The 16,638-nt window shown below is 42.2% G+C and carries 20 protein-coding genes; 17 read left to right on the top strand and 3 right to left on the bottom strand.

Going from position 1 to position 16,638, the window contains the following annotated elements; genetic code table 11:
• Nucleotides 1–126: 126 nt before the first annotated feature.
• The 3 genes from M3593_RS02615 (at nucleotide 127) to M3593_RS02605 (ending at nucleotide 1,526) form a co-directional block, all read left to right on the top strand.
• The gene (locus M3593_RS02615) at nucleotides 127–900 is read left to right on the top strand and encodes an SDR family oxidoreductase (protein ID WP_144479818.1); all 774 of its coding nucleotides are present in this window, start codon (nucleotides 127–129) and stop codon (nucleotides 898–900) included.
• Between the two features lie 175 nt (nucleotides 901–1,075).
• Complete coding sequence (locus M3593_RS02610) at nucleotides 1,076–1,339, top strand: hypothetical protein (protein WP_251540574.1); 264 nt, start codon at nucleotides 1,076–1,078, stop codon at nucleotides 1,337–1,339.
• A 22-nt stretch (nucleotides 1,340–1,361) separates the two neighbouring features.
• On the top strand, nucleotides 1,362–1,526 hold the full coding sequence (locus M3593_RS02605; protein ID WP_251540573.1) for a hypothetical protein: 165 nt from the start codon (nucleotides 1,362–1,364) through the stop codon (nucleotides 1,524–1,526).
• A gap of 140 nt (nucleotides 1,527–1,666) precedes the next feature.
• Here the strand turns inward: M3593_RS02605 and M3593_RS02600 are convergent, their stop codons facing one another.
• Together M3593_RS02600 and M3593_RS02595 are read right to left on the bottom strand one after the other, a co-directional pair.
• Complete coding sequence (locus M3593_RS02600; RefSeq protein WP_251540572.1) at nucleotides 1,667–2,227, bottom strand: GNAT family N-acetyltransferase; 561 nt, start codon at nucleotides 2,225–2,227, stop codon at nucleotides 1,667–1,669.
• A 272-nt stretch (nucleotides 2,228–2,499) separates the two neighbouring features.
• Nucleotides 2,500–3,624, bottom strand: a complete 1,125-nt coding sequence (locus M3593_RS02595; protein ID WP_251540571.1) for an amidohydrolase — start codon at nucleotides 3,622–3,624, stop codon at nucleotides 2,500–2,502.
• 366 nt (nucleotides 3,625–3,990) lie between these two features.
• Here M3593_RS02595 and M3593_RS02590 point away from each other — a divergent pair, with 366 nt between their 5' ends.
• The 8 genes from M3593_RS02590 to dapF all read left to right on the top strand — a co-directional run bounded on the left by M3593_RS02590 (nucleotide 3,991) and on the right by dapF (nucleotide 10,512).
• On the top strand, nucleotides 3,991–4,311 hold the full coding sequence (locus tag M3593_RS02590) for a DUF4870 domain-containing protein (RefSeq protein ID WP_251540569.1): 321 nt from the start codon (nucleotides 3,991–3,993) through the stop codon (nucleotides 4,309–4,311).
• Between the two features lie 111 nt (nucleotides 4,312–4,422).
• On the top strand, nucleotides 4,423–4,623 hold the full coding sequence (locus tag M3593_RS02585) for a PLD nuclease N-terminal domain-containing protein (protein WP_144479810.1): 201 nt from the start codon (nucleotides 4,423–4,425) through the stop codon (nucleotides 4,621–4,623).
• Nucleotides 4,623–5,531 (top strand): ABC transporter ATP-binding protein, encoded by a 909-nt coding sequence (locus M3593_RS02580; RefSeq protein ID WP_251540567.1) that lies wholly within the window; start codon nucleotides 4,623–4,625, stop codon nucleotides 5,529–5,531. Before M3593_RS02585 ends, M3593_RS02580 begins: the two co-directional genes overlap by 1 nt.
• Entirely contained in the window at nucleotides 5,528–6,307 is a 780-nt protein-coding gene (locus tag M3593_RS02575; protein ID WP_251540565.1) for an ABC transporter permease, read from the top strand. The genes M3593_RS02580 and M3593_RS02575 overlap by 4 nt, the downstream gene beginning before the upstream one ends.
• 273 nt (nucleotides 6,308–6,580) lie before the next feature.
• A complete protein-coding gene (locus M3593_RS02570; RefSeq protein WP_251540563.1) occupies nucleotides 6,581–7,969 on the top strand; it encodes a S8 family peptidase in 1,389 nt (462 codons plus the stop codon).
• Nucleotides 7,970–8,157: 188 nt separating this feature from the next.
• Nucleotides 8,158–8,949 (top strand): hypothetical protein, encoded by a 792-nt coding sequence (locus M3593_RS02565; RefSeq protein WP_251540561.1) that lies wholly within the window; start codon nucleotides 8,158–8,160, stop codon nucleotides 8,947–8,949.
• Nucleotides 8,950–9,036: 87 nt separating this feature from the next.
• Nucleotides 9,037–9,366, top strand: coding sequence for a four-helix bundle copper-binding protein (locus tag M3593_RS02560; RefSeq protein ID WP_251540560.1), 330 nt, complete (start codon nucleotides 9,037–9,039; stop codon nucleotides 9,364–9,366).
• A gap of 165 nt (nucleotides 9,367–9,531) precedes the next feature.
• A complete protein-coding gene (gene dapF, locus M3593_RS02555; RefSeq protein WP_251540558.1) occupies nucleotides 9,532–10,512 on the top strand; it encodes a diaminopimelate epimerase in 981 nt (326 codons plus the stop codon).
• Between the two features lie 46 nt (nucleotides 10,513–10,558).
• Here dapF and M3593_RS02550 read toward each other — a convergent pair whose 3' ends face one another.
• Entirely contained in the window at nucleotides 10,559–12,391 is a 1,833-nt protein-coding gene (locus tag M3593_RS02550) for a DNA ligase D (RefSeq protein WP_483308911.1), read from the bottom strand.
• Between the two features lie 138 nt (nucleotides 12,392–12,529).
• On the opposite strand from M3593_RS02550, the gene ku reads away from it, so the two are divergent.
• The 6 genes from ku (at nucleotide 12,530) to M3593_RS02520 (ending at nucleotide 16,622) form a co-directional block, all read left to right on the top strand.
• Nucleotides 12,530–13,384 (top strand): non-homologous end joining protein Ku, encoded by an 855-nt coding sequence (gene ku, locus M3593_RS02545; protein WP_251540556.1) that lies wholly within the window; start codon nucleotides 12,530–12,532, stop codon nucleotides 13,382–13,384.
• 126 nt (nucleotides 13,385–13,510) lie between these two features.
• On the top strand, nucleotides 13,511–14,413 hold the full coding sequence (locus M3593_RS02540) for an NAD-dependent epimerase/dehydratase family protein (RefSeq protein WP_251540551.1): 903 nt from the start codon (nucleotides 13,511–13,513) through the stop codon (nucleotides 14,411–14,413).
• A 27-nt stretch (nucleotides 14,414–14,440) separates the two neighbouring features.
• Complete coding sequence (locus tag M3593_RS02535) at nucleotides 14,441–14,938, top strand: GreA/GreB family elongation factor (RefSeq protein WP_251540550.1); 498 nt, start codon at nucleotides 14,441–14,443, stop codon at nucleotides 14,936–14,938.
• Between the two features lie 186 nt (nucleotides 14,939–15,124).
• Complete coding sequence (locus M3593_RS02530) at nucleotides 15,125–15,646, top strand: hypothetical protein (protein ID WP_251540549.1); 522 nt, start codon at nucleotides 15,125–15,127, stop codon at nucleotides 15,644–15,646.
• Between the two features lie 58 nt (nucleotides 15,647–15,704).
• Nucleotides 15,705–16,202 (top strand): metallophosphoesterase family protein, encoded by a 498-nt coding sequence (locus M3593_RS02525; protein ID WP_144479789.1) that lies wholly within the window; start codon nucleotides 15,705–15,707, stop codon nucleotides 16,200–16,202.
• A gap of 24 nt (nucleotides 16,203–16,226) precedes the next feature.
• Entirely contained in the window at nucleotides 16,227–16,622 is a 396-nt protein-coding gene (locus M3593_RS02520) for a cytosolic protein (protein WP_251540548.1), read from the top strand.
• Nucleotides 16,623–16,638 lie beyond the last annotated feature (16 nt).

Here is a 16,638-nt window from a genome sequence, read left to right as displayed (position 1 = left end):
ATGCAGGCAGATGCCCAGCGGTTAAAAGGTGTGATTTATTTCTCCTTAAAAGTTAAAAGTTGCAAAACAGCCATCTTCTTTTTAGTATAGTGATAAGTAGTCTAATGAAGATGAGGAGTACAGGTTGTGGAAAATAAAACTGCTTTGATTACCGGTGGTGCGGCCGGAATAGGAAGGCGGACAGCCCAGCAGCTTGCTGCCGAAGGGGTCAACACGATCATAAATTATCGGAACAGCAAAAATGAAGCAGAAGAACTTGCTGCCTATTTGACAGAAATGTACAAAACAAGGAATATTTGCATTCAAGGTGATATTACGGAATATGAGGCTTGTGGACAAATTGTTTCCCAAGCATTAAAGGAATTTCCCGCCATCGATATAGTCGTTCATAATGCAGGTCCATATGTTTCTGAAAGGAAAAAAATGGGGGAGTATAACATTGATGAGTGGAATTATATCATAAATGGAAATTTGAACGCTGTTTTTTATTTATCTAATCTTATTATCCCCTCAATGAGAAAGCGGAAATGGGGGAGAATTATAACGGTTGGTTTTGACAGGGTCGAATCTGCTCCCGGATGGATTTACAGGTCTGCGTTCGCAGCTGCTAAATCCGGTTTGGCATCATTGACAAAAACCATTGCTTTAGAAGAAGCGGAGAATGGAATTACCGCAAATATGGTTTGTCCTGGAGACATCGTTGGTGAATGGAAGGAGAAAGCAATCGAAGATTCCCTTCATAATGTCGATCCAACTGTCCCTGTAGGAAGACCTGGTACGGGAGAGGATGTTTCCAGAGTGATCAGTTTCCTGGCAAACGAACAATCCAGTTTCATTACCGGGAGCATCATTCCGATAACAGGCGGTAAAGATGTCCTGGGGAAAATCTTTCGGGAATAATCTTAGACAGAAAAGGCTCTGGGCAAACCAGGGCTTTTGCTGTTTTATGAATAGTCTCAGTTAAAGCTGAAAGTTGATTTTTAAACCCTGTTGATTGTAGTGGAAGGCGCGTAGACTCCTTGAAAATGCTAACGCATTTCCTTCGTGCGTGGGCAGGTTCAAGGAAGCCAAATCAATGTCCTGCGGGCGCAGCTGGTCAGGTGAGACCCCGCAGGAGCAAAGCGACGAGGAGGCTCAGCGCCAGCCCCAAGGAAGAATTGCTTATGAAAAAGACGGCCTTTGGTCTTTTTCATATTCTTCCAGCGGAAAGCGAAGCGCCTGGAACGAAAATCAACAGCCATGTTTAACAGTCCCTATGAATAAGGAAATGATTGATGGGAAAGCTAATAACAAACAAATTCAAGTCGGTTTAAATTATCTAATTATTATTGCGATTTAGTTTATTTATTGAGGTGAACGAGATGGGAATAGGTTTCAATATGAATAGGATCAACCCGAATCAGACACAAATCTTTTTTGATGATGGACGTTATGAGACACTGACAGATGCAGAATTGGAGGCGTTCTTATCAGAAGCCTCACTACATGAACATGAAGAATCGCAAATTCAGGATCCGTTTAATTGACGGAAGGAGTCCTTAAAACAGTGCAAGATGAAAAAAGGCAATCCTTTTCCCGCTTATCAGTAATCTAAAGATCATTGCATACTGCCATCCAGAATAGAATTCCAGGACAAAATAAAAACGCCCTAAAAGGGCGTTTTCTGTTATGCTTCCAGCAATTGTACGGCTTCCTCTTCCTGTGGAACAGTCCTCTTCAGGTAAAGGGTATATTGATCTTTAGGAATTTCATAAAGATCATAAACCTCTCCGGCAGCATTAAGTTGTTCGTATATATTTCTTCGAGTATCGTTTGCTTTCACAATATAATGCAGTTTTTCTGCCGCTTTGAGGGAGCGGATATTCACTTTCCTGATTCGCATGAAAATAGTTTCAATCCCCAGTTCATAAAATAATTCCTGGAAAAAGGCATCCTTTGCCAAGTTATTATAGCCCTTTCCATGGTATGGCTTGCCCAGCCAAGTACCTAAGAATCCTGCGCCTTCCTGAATGTCGTACAGATTGATTGTGCCGATTGGAGCACCCCATTCGTCAAGAATGGTACGGGATATCAGTTCACCCTGTTCTTCAGCTTCAATCGTTTGTTTTGTAATGAAGACGAATTCTTCATATGAATTGGCCTTTTGACGCACAAAAGGGAAGACATCCGGATGCGCCATCAGCTCAAATAATTCGTGGCAATCATGAAGATCGCGTTTCTTGAGCATTTGTATCCCTCCACACAGGGCAGTCCTGTCCCGTACGAATGTACTGTACGGCCACCCTCGAAATTTTTTGTAAGTTGCTAAAAAATTTCGGGGTGGGAATCGAACCCACTAGAACCAGGATACTGGTGGCGCACCATTTGCCTTCCCTAATCACTTTGCTTTATTAAATTTTATTTCCAAGAAGTATATTACATGATAATCGCAAAAAAGCAAATAGGTTTTTTATCTTTTTTTTCTGCGTATTTTTGCCAAAAATCTACACTGTTTTTCGACTATTTTTGATAAACAATTTTGCCATTTATCATAGTCCATACTGGTTTGGCGCTATAGTGGAACGGATGCTGATTCCATAAGACCAAATCTGCGTCTTTCCCGCTTTCAATACTGCCGACAAGGTGGTCAACCCGTAAATTACGCGCAGGCAAAATCGTGATGCCCTCAAGTGCTTTTTGTTCGGACAAACCTTCACGGACTGCGATAGAGGCACACAGATTCAAGTACTGGATTGGTGTATATGGGTGGTCGGTCGTTACAGATACTTCAACACCCTGATTGGTCAATTCCTGATAAGTTTTCCAGCTCTTATTCTTGAGTTCGACCTTTGACCGGCGGGTAAGGGTGGGTCCGACAGAAACTTTTAAATTAAGTCCTGCCAGCTCTTCAGCTATCAAGTGTCCTTCTGTACAGTGCTCAATCCGCAAATCAAGGTTGAATTCATCGGCAAATCTGATTGCTGACATGATATCATCAGCTCGATGGGCGTGAACCCTCACTGGAATCTCCCTTTTCAAAGCTTGAATGATGGGCTTGATTCTCAAGGAATCTGGATTGTCGGCATGCATCGCTTCATAAAATGCTTCCCTCAGCATCCCCATGATTCCCATCCGGGTGATTGAATCTTTATTGCCCATACTGTGGATGCGCTTGGGGTTTTCACCAAGTGCGATTTTTAAGCCAGCCGTTTCCTGGATAATCATGTTTTTGATGTTTTTTCCAGCAGTTTTGATGACAGATGTAGTACCGCCAATCACATTTGCGCTTCCCGGCATAACATGCACAGTGGTAATCCCATATTTGAGGGCATCACTGAAAGCAGGATCGAGCGGATAAACACCATCTATCGCCCGTACATGAGGACTCATCGGCTCAATTGTTTCGTTGGCGTCATTACCTGCCCACCCCGTTCCCTCATCGTAGAGACCAAGATGGGTATGGACATCAATGAAGCCTGGAAGCAGGCAGTTCCCGGAGCAGTCTATAATCGCATCCCCTGATGCGATGGGGATATCTTCTTCGATCCTGTATATTTTCCCTTTTTCTATCAAAACATCACAATTTGATCTTTGTTCAGAAGTGATTGGGATTACATTGGCATTTTTCAATAAAATCCTGTTCATATTCCATCCTATCCTGTTTTTATTTTCTTGCATCTTTTAAAAATAAGGCTCTGTTAAACAAGGCTGTTGATTTTCGTTCCTGGCGCTTCGTTTTCCGCTGGAAGAATTGAAAAAGACCAACTGCCGTCTTTTTCATAAGCAATTCTTCCTTGAACCTGCCCACACACGAAGTAAATGCGTTAGCATTTTCGAAGAGTCTTCGCGCCTTCCACTACAATCAACAGGGTGTAAAAGTCACATTTGGCTTTATCAGAAACAAAAATAAAGACCTTTAACATTCATTATAATGAAAAAGTTCGGCAATCATGAAACTTTTTTACGGCCATTTCGTACAGTTAACTATAAGAGTATCAGGAGGAATAGACTATGCCAAAAAATGATGAACGGCTCTTAGCTGCTGGAATATATTTGATCAGTTTTTTCACCGCGTTTTTGGGACCGCTGATTATCTGGCTTGTGAAGAAAGATGATTCAAGCTATGTTGATTACCATGGACGGGAATATATGAACTTTTTCATTTCTTATACAGTATATGGAATTATCAGCGGAATTCTCGTCATCCTGCTGATAGGGATCTTTATGTTGTGGATCATCGGGATAATGGCCATGGTATTCACGATTGTAGGTGCAATAAAGGCTTACGAAGGGCAGGAATATCGAATTCCATTCATTTTCAGGATTTTGTAGTATAAAGATTTTAATGGATCCGGCAGAAATACTGCCGGATTATTTTTTTTTTTTGAACGAATTTTCTTCTCATCCGTCTTATGAATGTAAAACAAATGAGGGGGTTTCAGAATGGAATTTTTAGCTGATGTGAACTGGGCACTAATTGCACCTATACTGGTCATTCAGGTTATTTTATTGATTGTTGCGCTGGTTGACTTGATAAGAATAGAAAAAACAAATGGACCAAAATGGCTATGGGCAGTGATCATATTGTTGATTAATATAATCGGGCCAATCTTGTACTTCGTGATTGGAAGGAGAAATCAGTAATGGCCTTAGTCCGTGTTGAAAATCTTGAAAAAAGCTTCAAGGATTTATTAGTGATAAAGGGGCTGAATTTTGAACTGGAAACCGGAAAATGTGTAGCTTTGATCGGAGCTAACGGAGCAGGGAAAACAACTACATTAAAGATGATTTCCGGATTACTTGAACCGACAAAAGGAAGGATTGTATTCGAGGGAGAAAAGCATGGAGATGATCATCGCCGGCTGATTGGTTATCTCCCGCAGCATCCTGTTTTCCATGACTGGATGACCGCCAGGGAATTCCTGGAATATGTCGGAAAGTTATCAGGATTGGAAGCGAAGGAAGCTAAGGCAAGGTCAGCAGAACTTCTCGAGCTTGTGGGTTTAACCGATGCAAAAAACAGGAGAATCGGCAAGTTTTCAGGCGGGATGAAACAGAGGCTAGGAATCGCCCAGGCAATCATCCACCGGCCAAAGCTGATCATGCTTGATGAACCAGTATCAGCGCTTGATCCTTTCGGGAGAAGAGAAGTGCTTGAGCTGCTGGATCGGCTGAAGAGGGATGCAACCGTATTATTCTCCACCCATATCCTTAATGATGCGGAAGAGGTTTGTGAAAGCATTTTGTTCCTGCATAATGGTGAACTGATCGAATCGGGGACAATGGAGGAATTCAGGGAGAAATATCATCAGTCCAAAATTGACCTTGTATTTAATCGGGAAGCAAAAGGGTTCCTGGATTCCTTTTCCGGCCAGGAGAAAATCACTTCCATTCAAACAGATGGATATAAAGCAAGTATATTTACGGAAGATCTGGAAGCCGTTAAGAATATGATCCTTAACCAGGCAGGCAAAGACAACTGGCCGCTCATTAAATATGAAATAGGATCCATCAGCCTGGAAGATGTGTTCATGAAGGTGGTGCAAAAATGAAGCAGTGGTTCACGCTTTTAAACAAAGAATTCCTGGAAATGGCCAGAAACTACAAATGGATCTGGATGCCGCTTGCATTTATTCTGCTTGGGGTACTGGATCCGGTGACCACCTATTATTTACCTGAAATCATCAGTTCGTCAGGCGGCCTTCCCGAGGGAGCGGTTTTTGAAATGCCAGTGCCGTCTCCTGAAGAGGTATTCATCATGAGCCTTGGAGAGTATCAAATGCTCGGAGTATTATTTATTGTACTCTCATTTATGGGAACGGTTTCCAGCGAGCGAAAAAGCGGCGTTGCCCAGTTGATCCTTGTCAAACCTGTTTCGTATGTCGCCTATATCACTTCCAAATGGACAGCAGCCCTTATCTTAATCATTCTATCTTTCTTCCTAGGGATGTTGGCAAGCTGGTATTATACTGGTGTTCTATTCGAGTTTCTGCCTTTCAGCAGCCTGATGGAGGTAGTTGGTTTATACTCCCTTTGGCTCGTTCTTGTACTGTCTTTCTTAATTTTATGCAGTGCTGCGTTTATCCATCCTGGGGCTGCTGCGGTGACAGTCCTTGTAACGGTATTTGTTACTACGATGATCGGAGGATCTTTCCAGCATCTGATAGAATGGAGCCCTACGCAGCTCTTTTCTTATGCGTCCGAGAGATTGATTGCTGATTCTTGGTCAGAACATGTTTGGCCGGCTGCAGGCTTAACCATTACAATGATCATTTTATTCTTAAGCCTGGCAATCTACATTTTTAAGAAAAAGGAACTAGCGAATTAGGACTTGGTCACTGGCCAGGTCTTTTTTTAGTTGATTTAATTCTAGTACAGAAGAACTGTTTTTTATTTCGCGTTGTCGAAAAATATCATTCAGCCTTTGAAATAAATAATTCTTTCAACACATTTCTATGATTTTTTTATATAATAATTGGAAAAATATAGAGATAAAGACCTAAAATACCCCGTGAAGTCCTCCTTTCCTTGTCGAAATCATTAGATTGCTAAAGTTAAGTGATTGAATATAATGAAAATTAAGATAAAAAGGAGGGGTAATATGTCGACAAGAAAAAAGCTTTATGCAGGAACATTGGCAGTGCTCTTAGGGGCAGCAACCATTTTTAATGCAGGTGTTGGAAAAGGAGAAGCAGAAGGGAATACAGAAAATACATACCTTGTCGTTTTTAAAGATGAACAGGGACTTCCTGCAGGCTATGCAGATGCAATCAAAAAAGCTGGCGGAAAAGTGGAAGATAAGCTGGACAAGCTTGGAGCGGTTGAGGTCACTTCGAAAAATACTAACTTCCTGAACGATGTGAAAAAATCATCCCTTGTACTGGAGGCGGGAGTCGAGAATACCGTTTATCCAGAACAAACGATTGATGGTGAAACATTAACGGCGGAAGATTTTGCTGAAGGAGCAGACATTTATAACAATTATATGTGGGATATCAAGCAGGTGACGAATGATGGCGAGTCCTGGAAGCTTTCAGGCGGAACTGGCTTATCTGCAGACGGGGAAGATATTGTTGTTGGTGTAATCGACACCGGAATTGATTACAATCACCCGGATCTGAAAGACAATTATGCCGGAGGAAAGTCATTCGTTCCTGGCTATGATGATCCAATCGACCAGAATAGCCATGGTACCCACGTTGCTGGTTCAATTGCCGCTAAAGGAAGAGCACTTGGCGTGGGTCCAGATCTTAAAGTGGCTTCTTATCGGGTGTTCGGGCCAACAGGCGGAGCAGCAACCTCTCATATTGCCGAGGCGCTGATGACAGCCGCGGACGATAATGTTGACGTAGTTAACATGTCCCTGGGAGGATATGACTGGTTCCAGGATCCTGCTTATGCAACAAAAGACATTGTAGCAGATGTGCAATTGTTCAATCGTGCGATTCAGTACGCGATCAAAAACGGAGTGACGGTTGTCGGTTCAGCGGGGAACAATGCTGTCGATCTAAGCAGTCCGGGGAAATTGTCAGGTGATGACAACGGGGCGACCCACAGAAGTCCTAGCAGCCAGACAATGATCAGGGTTTCTGCCGGCGGTGCTTTGAAGAATCTTGCCTTCTACTCTAACTATGGAGTTGGTAAAATCGATGTGATGGCTCCAGGGGGAGACCTTGGACCAAACTATGATCCTGCCACTGGATCTGGAAGGGATAATAGTTACCTTGCATATAGCACAGTGCCAGTATTTGATGCTGATAAAAATGTCGTTGGCCACGCATACGGCGGTAAGGGCGGAACTTCAATGGCTGCACCGAAAACTGCGGCTCTTGCAGGTGTAGTAATCGCAAAGCACGGCAAGGACCAGCTTACTCCTGCACAAGTAAAAGCAATCATCCAAAATTCTGCTGAAGATATCTTCAAGCCAGGATACGATGAAAATGCAGGACATGGTTTAATTAATGCAGTAAATGCTTTGAAATTGAAATAAGAGATTTGGGCAGACAGGGATTCCTGTCTGTTTTTTTATTCACCCGAGATATCACGTCCATTTTCTAGCTTTGAACAGCACGGCTCTTGCATAACAAATTGACTCATCAGAAAAACCTAGCATGATTGTCCTCCTTGATTAATAGACATAGAATGACGAAGTAGATTTTCTTCAAGGAGATAATAGATATGAGTATCCGGGAGTTTTACCAACAAAAAGCTTATATTAATTTAAACGGTTCTATCATATCAGCAGGGATCCTTTTGGTAACTTTAACGATCAGTCTGGTTTTTTCCTGGGATTTGCCTCTATTTCTTGTTTCGATTCCATTTCTGGCTGTAAGCCTTATCCATTATATCGGTTTTGTATTGTATAAAAATAAGACGGACGTGACACCAATACCTGTTCCCTTCTATGACGATAAGCAACTTTTCGAGCATAATAGCCTTCTTTTGGCGTTTGCCCCGGCACCCGCTTTAAAGATGTTTTTTTTTACTCCTGATGGCATGCTTGCTGGAGAAATGAGAGAAATCAAAGTTAGGAAATACAGGTGGTTTATCCCTGATTTTGCTGATAAAAAAATAAGGAAACGGATCGGAATTTATGACTCCCATGGAAGGATGCAAGGAAGCCTGGTCGAAGAGGGAAAAAGGATGAAATTACGGGATCAAAAAGGGGAAATCACCGGCTTATTTTATCCGGGAAAAAAGCAACCGGGAGCTGCTGGCATAGCGTTTGTTAAGAACGGAAAAAAGTTGAGAGTAAAAGAATCCTCCGGTCTGTATAATGATATTAAGTTGGTACGGGAAGAAGGGGAGGTCGCGGCAAGGCTTCAAAAAGGCTGGATGCCCCTTGAGTGGACCCAATATTTTAAAGAGGCAAATACACCAGTACTTGCCTTCGATTATAGTTTGAGCCAGGAAGAGCGGCTGACAGTATTTGCTGCCCTTGCTATTCGCTATATGTATTACGATCACTAGTTTGAAAATTATTCCACTTCTTTTTTTTTCGTTTATCCAACCTTCTATCAGGTTACAGATAGATAGGAAACAAAAGGAGGTTGGAATATGGTAAACCAGCAATATCAGGATTGTATTCAGGCTTGTATTGAATGTATCGAAGCTTGTAATGTATGTTTTGATTCCTGCCTGAAGGAAGAGAATGTAAAAATGATGGCCGAGTGCATCAGGATGGACAGAGAATGTGCAGAAATCTGCGGCATGGCAGTGACAGCGATGCAGACCAACAGCCACTTCGTCAACCAGATCTGCGGTTTATGTGCGGATATTTGCGAAGCCTGCGGCAATGAATGTAAAAAGCATGATCATGAACATTGCCAAAAATGTGCGGAAGCATGCTTTAAATGCGAAGAAGAATGCAGAAAAATGGCGTCATAATAACAAGAATGATCAGCTGCTATGCTGGTCATTTTTTTTTTTGCTTAGGACTGCCTAAAAGGGCAGGAGCAGGATTGATAAAGTGCTGCAAGATAGCATGTCTATTGAACAATTCGGATATTTATGGCATCTTGTAATATAACGAAGGATTTTGGGGGCGTAAACATGTTAATTGATTTAATTAAGTGCCATGGATCGAATAATGATTTCTTACTGATAGATGAAAGTGACCGCAACTATAAATTTGATGATTTTAAAAGGCGTGATTTGGCGTTGGCGCTATGTGACCGGGAAAACTCATTGGGGGCAGATGGAATCCTGTTCATCCGTCCCAGCAAGGTCGCAGATGCGCAATATCGCATCTTTAATTCGGACGGCACTGAAGCATCCATGTGCGGAAATGGACTTCGCTGTGCAGGCCGGTATGTATGCGAGAAGCTGGGAGTGGATGAAGCGGTCATTGAAACGATGAAGGCTAATCTGAAGGTCAGGAAGCATGAAGAAGTCTTCAGTGGAATTCCTACCTATCAAGTGGAAATTTCTCCGGTCACCTTTGACTTGAACGATTTGCCATTAAATTTGGATCAGGATACCCTCATCCAGGAGAGGATCCCCGCATTGTCAGAAGAATTAACATTTACCGCGTTGGCTGTACCTAATCCGCACCTAACAGCCGTTGTCAGCAAAGACCAGTTGGATTCTGATCTGCAGACTGAGCTAAGTGAAAAATTAAACCAGCCAAACGATTTATTTCCTGATGGTGTTAATGTCAGCTTCATCAGACTGCTGGAAAAGGGAAGCATTTTTGTCAGGACTTTTGAAAGGGGAGTAGGCTACACAAACGCCTGTGGCACAGCTATGTCAGCCTCAACTCTTGTTACATGCCTGATGAATGAAAATGAGTATGAACAGCCAATAGATGTGTACAACAATGGAGGAATGGTACAGTGTGCAGTCCATAAAGAAGGTGAAAGCTTCACCATTGATTTGATTGGCAATGCCACGTTTGTGTACTCCGCCCAGATCGATATTGATTTTAATGCCGATGGAATCCTTACAGAGATTCTTGAACAGGAAGACTTCAATGAAGATTTGCAATATGAAAAGCTGCAGGAGCATGCCAAAAAGTATCTCAGCAGATTTTAAGAGGGATATGTATATCCATAAACCTGAAAAATCCTGAAGACCACCTTCAGGATTTTTTCTTTTTTAATACGTCTAAAACTGGTTCAAAGTCCTGTTCGGCTTTTGCAGCAAAGTAAGTCCGGAATGGGCAGCCTAATCTCTTTACACGCTCGATGATCGCCCCCAGATGGAAATCTTCAATCTTCAAATCCTCAGTCACTTCTTCCCAAAAGAGCGGTGTCGCCACTCCTGCATGAGATTTTCCGCGGGCGGAATAGGGGCTGACAATCGTTTTACCCTCAGCATGCTGTATATAATCCACATACAGCCTATTTCCCCTGTTTTTTTTCAGCCTCTCAATCGTAAAAGAATCAGGATCCTTTGAGACGAGATAGTTCGCGATAAATGCGGTGAACAATCTTGTATCATGATAGCTGTATACATTTGTAGGAAGCGGAACGTAAATCTGCAGCCCCTTGTTGCCAGATGTTTTTATAAAACTGATCAGCTTCAATTCATCAAGAACTTCCTTAATATCAATCGCAGCTTTAATTGCCAGATGAAAATATTCCCTGGATGGAGGGTCAAGGTCAAAGACTATTTCCTCTGGTCCTTTGCTATTGATTGTCTCAAAAGGAATGTGAAATTCAACTGCAATTTGGTTCCCCAGCCATAAAAGGGTCTTCATATTATTGCAGACAATATATTCAATGCCTTCCCATTTTGAGGTTTGAACAAATTCCGGTGCATAGTCAGGAACGTTTTTTTGGTAAAAGGCTTCTCCAAACATGCCATGCGGAAAACGGATCACCGTCAAATGCCTGTCTTGAAGGAAAGGGAGCATATAGGGCGAGATTTCCCTCAAATAATGGATATAGTCAATCTTTTGGATTCGCGGATCTTCCCAAAGCGGCTTGTCAGGATGCGTGATTTCGATATCCGGGGGCAAGTTCTTTTGCTGGAGAACGAATTTATCATACGTACAGGCAGATGGAGTTAAATCAAACCTGAATTGATGGAAATGAGGCTCACGAAGCTGATCCTCATAAACTTCAAGGTATTTTACCTCCAGACAAATCGCGGGCTCTACATAGATGAATTGGTGGTCTTCTCCGCTTTTGTTCTGCTTGATGATCTGATGAAGGGCATATTTTTCCTCAGGCTTAAATCCAAAGATCACCAGGCCTATTTGGTATAATTCCCCTCCTTTATAAACAGAGATATAAAAATAACCATTCGATTTTTCATATGCAGTCACAAAACAGGATACATATTTCCAGTTTTTTGTTTTTATCCATGTCTCTGTACGCTTTCCTTCCTCCCATTTGCTATTGGCTTGCTTCGCAATGATTCCCTCTCCATCATAAATGACAACTTTTTCCCATACGCTATCCAGATTTTTTTCACTGCCGACAAGCTGTAAAAGGTCCGGATATTTAGGGTTTGGGGATTGAGGCAACTCAAGTTCAGTGAATAAAGTGCTGAGCTGATTGCGCCTGTCTTGGTAACTTTCAGCCTCCAAACTTTTGCCTTTTATTTTAAGAAGGTCAAAAACCATCAGCCTGCAAGGATTCCTCGCTGATTCTGTCCTGATTCTGTCCTGGGATCTCATTCTCCCCCTGATTTGGATGGCTCCGAAGTTCGCCTTGAACGGGTTTTCCAGGTAAACTAGTTCAGCGTCAAAAGTCAGCGGTAAATAGGGCGCGAACTTCTCCTTATTACCCAGCAGAAAGTCAGCGATTTCCGGAAACAAAGGCAGCAGCGCCTTTCCATTCCTGCTTGTCAATTCCAATTCATGATCCCATGTCAACAGCGCACGAAAACCATCATATTTGACTTCGTAACGCCATCCATCTCCCCGGGGTGCTTCAAATGCAAGTGTTGGGAGCATCGGTTTCAGCATTTTTCCCATCCTTTCCTCGGTCATATTTATAGTGTTCCTGATTGAGTGCAAACTAGTACGCTGGCAAATGTTTTAAGGAATGATTCATTGAATTCTAAAGCAAATTAGTAATAAAACGATAAGGTGGAGAACGCCATGCATACTATTTGGAAAGGGAGCATCAGCTTCGGTCTCGTTAATATCCCAATCAAGCTTCATGCTGCAACAGAAGATAAGGACATCAAGCTTCGGACACTTCATAAAGAATGCCACTCGCCGATTAAATACGAAAAAACATGTCCGGTTTGTGATAAAGAAGTAAAGAATGAAGACATTGTCAAAGCATATGAGTACACGAAAGGGAAGTTTGTCATCCTTGAAGAGGAAGATTTGGAAGCATTGAGGAAAGAAAACGAAGACAAGGTCGTCGAAATTATTGATTTTGTGAAAATGTCCGAAATCGATCCGATTTACTATCAGCGAAGCTATTTTATCTCGCCAAATGAAAGCGGCGGAAAAGCCTATTCCTTGTTAAGAAAGGCACTTGAGGAATCACAGAAGGTGGGCATTGCCAAAATCATGATCCGCGCCAAAGAGCAATTGGCTGTAATAAGGGTCTATGATAACACACTGGTCATGGAAACGATCCATTTTCCCGATGAAGTCAGGAAAACCGTTGACGTACCAAACGTCCCTGCAGATGACAAGGTGACCGAAAAAGAGCTGGAAACAGCCATTATGCTCATTGATCAGTTGACCACCGAATTTGAACCAGATAAATATAAAGACGATTATCGGACAGCATTATTAGAATTGATCGAAGCAAAGCGCACAGGCAAAGAGCTGGTTACACCAACAGAAAAAGAGCCAGTATCCAATGTGACAGATCTTATGGCAGCGCTGCAGGCTTCTATTGACCGGACGAAGCCTGAGAAAAAGAAAGAACCTGCAGCCGCAAAGAAAAAGAAGACAGCTGCAAAACCAAAAGCAAAGGAAAAGAAACAAGCCTGATAGAACTTGGAATCAACTTATGCCGGCCACCTTTTATGATGGCCGGTTTTTATCTTGTATTTAAATGAAAAAGGAAAATCCCCGATAAAAGAAGAATAAAAAGAATAAAGAAGAGGGGGGTTTATAATGAATAAGGTACTTGTCCTGGGAGGAACCCAGTATTTTGGGAAAAAGCTGGTCGAAATGCTGATTGACCATGGTAATGAAGTTACCATCGCCACGAGAGGAACTAAAGCAGATCCTTTTGGTGATAAAGTGAACCGGCTTAGGATTGATCGGGAAAAGAAAGAGACACTGGCAGAAGCCTTCAAAGGAAAGGAGTGGGATCTTGTCTATGACCAATCGTGTTTTTCGCCAACAGAAGCAAGAGATACTTCAGAATTGTTATGTGGACGTGTGGGTCGATATATTTTCACTTCTTCCCAGGCTGTCTATGAATTCGGCACGCTCCATAAGGAAGAGGATTTCAATCCATTTACATATCCGATCAAATACAAAGGGCGCAGGGAGTACCCTGGTTATGAAGGTTACAAAGAGGCGAAGCGTGCCTCTGAAGCTGTGTTCCACCAGCTAGGCCAATTTGAGACCGGCTCTTCCCGGTTCCCGATTGTCGTTTCTGAAGATGATTACACAGAGCGTTTGAAGTTCCATGTCGATAAAATACTTTCAGGCCAGGCGATTGGTATTCCGCAACCTGAAATGCGCTACAGTTTTATCGAGGCAGCTGAAGCTGCAAATTTCCTGGTGAACATCGGAAAGTCAGATTATACCGGTCCAATCAACCCAGGTTCTGCAGGGGACATCAGTCTGCAAGAACTGATCGATAAAATAGAATTGCTGACTGGAAAAGAAGCAATCGTTGATAAAAATCCTCCTTCGGACATTATGTCACCATATGCTTTACCTGGGTCATGGTCGATCGACACTTCTCGTGCGGCAGCACTGGGTTACGGATTTATGGATCTCCATCGTCTTCTGGATACATTAATCAAGCAATATATCATGGCATATGGTAAGATTAGCGAATAAAAATTTTGCAGTTAAAAGGAGAGTAACATGGCAGTTAAGATCACCCCATCGGGAGAGCAATTGATTTTGCAGCAAATAGCAAGGCTGGAACAAGAATTAAAGCAAGTACGTATGGATAAAAATATTGCCTTCAATGCTTGCGGGGATGATAAACTGGCTAATCCCAATTTTCATAAGTTAGAACAAGATGAGCGGATATTAATGGACCGTTTGAACGAAATACAACAAACGTACAAGACGGCTGAATTAATTGAGTTTAAGGAGAGAAATACAAAGGAAGTTGCGATCGGTTCAATCGTAAAGTGTTTATTTGAGTATCCGGCTGATTCAGAAGAAGAAACCTATGAAATCGTCGGTTATGGAGAATCAAATATTGATGAAAATAAAATTTACTATGATGCCCCCGTTGCCCAAAAACTAATCAGTTTAAAAGTAGGAGAAGAAACGATTCTCTCACTTCCCTCTGGCAAAATCAAGTGCAGGGTTATAGGGCTTTATAGCACTTGGGATGAAGCAGCAAAGTAATACAATGAGTTTGTTCTCCTATTCATAGAAATATCCCGGAGCTAAGTATGCCGGGATATTTTTTTTGCGCACGCCTGCTGGTCGTTACATGGTGTTTTCTTGCAGGGAATCAGCTGACTGCTGTCTAATTATATATGAAGGGCGGATTCAGTTTGAGTTGAAATAGGGGACATAGGGGGCTGACAGATGGAAAAGAAAAAAAATAGATGGAAACTCATGATCTTACCTGCCAGTCTGTTCTTGCTGGCTTTCGGATTGTATGCTGGCTATTCAATATGGGAAAACGGCAGCGGCAATCTTATCATGAACAGCAGCAATACAAGCGATCAGGGGAAGGGACAGACTGTTGCGGTGTTCCAGGAAGGATCAGATAACACTGGCTACTCATCTGTCGGGAGGTTTATTTCTGATTTTCACAAAAAATATAATGATACCCTTGGCTGGGGAAGGATCGACAAAGTTGACTGGGAAGAACAAAGGAAGATCGCAGGGGAAATTATATCGGTGATATCCACAGTAGAAACTGAAAATGCTTCGCTTCAGTCTGATTTTGAAACGATCGCCAACTATTCAAAAACGATCCAGGACGGCAGCAAAGATAAGAAGGTCCTGGTTCATCTTCACCGTTTTTTCCACGACCTTGATATTGAGGTCAATCAGTATAACAAAACAAATGATTATTTTAATGTAACCAAGTATAAAGGTTAAACCGGTTCACACAGGGTAACATAACAGGGAAAAGCAGGCGGGAGGGGTTTGTTACACCATGAAAGTTGTTGTCGTTTCCGACACTCATATGCCGAGGAAGGCGAAGCATCTGCCGACAATACTGAAGCGTGACCTGGAAGATTGTAGTTTCATCATCCATGCCGGAGACTGGCAAACGATCGAACTTTATCATGAACTGAAACAATATGCACCGGCCATCGGGGTAACCGGCAATGTGGATGGTCCGGAACTTAAAAGCCTTCTCAAATCAAAAGAACTGTTCATTGCGGGGGATTTCCGTATAGGGATTGTCCATGGACACGGCACAGGGAAAACGACAGAAAAAAGGGCAATAGATGCATTTGCCGATGATGCCGTTGATTGCATCATTTATGGCCATTCACATATTCCCGTCTTAAAGGAAAATAACGGAGTGATCATCTTTAATCCCGGATCTCCAACAGATAAAAGAAGACAGAAGGAATTTTCCTATGGTATCCTGACAATCGGGGAAAAAATCGAAGCAAAGCATATCTTTTTTGAAGATAAGCAATAAAATCAGAATGGAGTGTAATTTCTCTTGAAAATATTTGAAGTCAAATTTCATGCAGAAGATCAGGTAGAAACGATGAAGGTCCAAAAATTGAGCAGTGAAGATTACGACCAAGCGACTGAAGGGGGCACACGTCACCTTTTTGATTTGGACACAAATATAGGTTTCTTTGTTTTCTTTGATGCAGAAGATAAGGATGGCGAGGAATCCTATCTAATGCTCCAATATGAGGATGGCAGTGAAGAGCCTTCAAATTGCTATGGATTTGACCTCAAGGATTTCTATGAATTTTCTGCATTGTACCTGAATGACCTAGAATTCACGGAAGAACTGAACGAAGAAGAGGGAGAACTTGGCCCTGTTCAGCACCTTGCCCATCTTCTTTTTCATATACTTGAGGAAGGCAAGTCAGTAGAGGTATAAAAAAGAAGAGCAGGGT

The organism is Mesobacillus sp. MER 48 (assembly GCF_023714225.1).
Classification (GTDB): domain Bacteria; phylum Bacillota; class Bacilli; order Bacillales; family Cytobacillaceae; genus Mesobacillus; species Mesobacillus oceanisediminis_A.
This window is presented reverse-complemented; position numbering and strand designations above follow the sequence as displayed.